Annotated in this window: 1 protein-coding gene; it reads right to left on the reverse strand. The window is 39.9% G+C overall.

The genetic code is table 11. The features are described from left to right. Window positions 1-1,505: efflux RND transporter permease subunit (locus tag PSI06_RS20890; RefSeq protein WP_273604796.1), on the reverse strand; the 1,505-nt coding region annotated here is incomplete at both ends.

Consider the following 1,505-nt stretch of genomic DNA (forward strand, 5'->3'; position numbering starts at 1 on the left):
CGCACCCAAGCACCAGTAGGTGATTGAAGCCGAATATCAGCAATAGCTTCTTTGTTACTTCGGTACTCTTCCTCTATGCGAACGTAAATATCATAACGTTCATTACCATTGATTATTTGTCCGGCTTCAACACCACCAATACCATCACGCACAACCTCCATTATGTCACTCACAGACAATCCAAAGCGTGATAGTTCTTGCCTGTTAGGACTTATCACCAATTGCGCTTCACCAGCAATTTGCTCCAATGCAACATCCCTTGCACCTTCAATGTTTTTAATTGCTGTTTCTATTTCTTGACCTTTAGCCGCCAGTACCTCAAGTTCAGGCCCAAACAACTTTATCGCCAACTGAGCCTTAACACCAGATAGTAGCTCATCGACACGAGTCGCAATAGGTTGAGAAAAGTTGAGTAGCAACCCAGGGAATTCTTCTAAAGATCTCTCCATTTTTCCTTGAAGTTCATATCGATTAGATGCACTGGTCCACTCAGAAACAGGCTTCAACCCTATGTAAATTTCGATGTTATTCACAGGCTCTGGGTCTCCACCTATTTCTGCTCGACCAATTCGGCTTAATGCATAGGTTACTTCAGGGAAAGCCATTAGTTTTTCTTCTAGAATTGGTGCCACAGTGAGCGCGGTATCTAAACTGGAAGAAGGTGCAAGCGTTGCTCTTAAGTTTATCGTCCCTTCTTCTAACTCAGGTACAAATTCAGTACCAATTAATGGAACTAATGCAAAGGCAGAGAAAACTAATATAAGTGCGGCTGAAATGACTAATTTGGTGCGTTTTAGTGCGAATGTAAGCCCTTTTCTGTAGAGTTTGTCTAATGGCCTAAGAACAAAGCTTTCCCTCTCTTTTACACCTGACTTAAATAAATAAGTAGCTAAAGCGGGTACAACAAACAACGCAACCACAATAGCAGATATAACAGCTAAAATGATGCTTATTGCCATAGGTTGAAATAACTTTGCCTCAACACCTTCAAAGCTAAATAAAGGCGTAAATACGACTAAAATAATAGAAGCTGCAAAAAATACGGGACGAGCCACTTCTTTACCCGCATTTTGAAGACGTAACTTAATACCATGCTCATCTTGTTCTACATCATGTGGATCAGTATCAGCACTAGGCACTCTTTCTTTTACAGTTTTTAAATGGGTAGAGTCTGGTCTATTTAAATGCTTAAACATGTTTTCAACCATCACGACTGAACCATCAACTAGCATACCAATGGCTACGGCAATGCCACCCAATGACATAAGGTTTGCAGAAATGCCCCACCAAGCCATGATCATTAACGCGATACCAATTGAAATTGGAATAGATATTAGGACAAGGAAGGTTGCACGTATATTCATTAAAAATAGTGCTAATACAATACAGATGAAAATAAATGCTAGTAATAGTGCATCAACTACTGTATCAACGGCTTTTTCAATCAAATCAGCCTGATCATAAAATGGTTCAAAGCGAACACCTTTAGGCAATGCTTGATTAAT

The sequence above is a fragment of the Pseudoalteromonas sp. GABNS16E genome, from assembly GCF_028598715.1.
Taxonomy (GTDB): domain Bacteria; phylum Pseudomonadota; class Gammaproteobacteria; order Enterobacterales; family Alteromonadaceae; genus Pseudoalteromonas; species Pseudoalteromonas atlantica.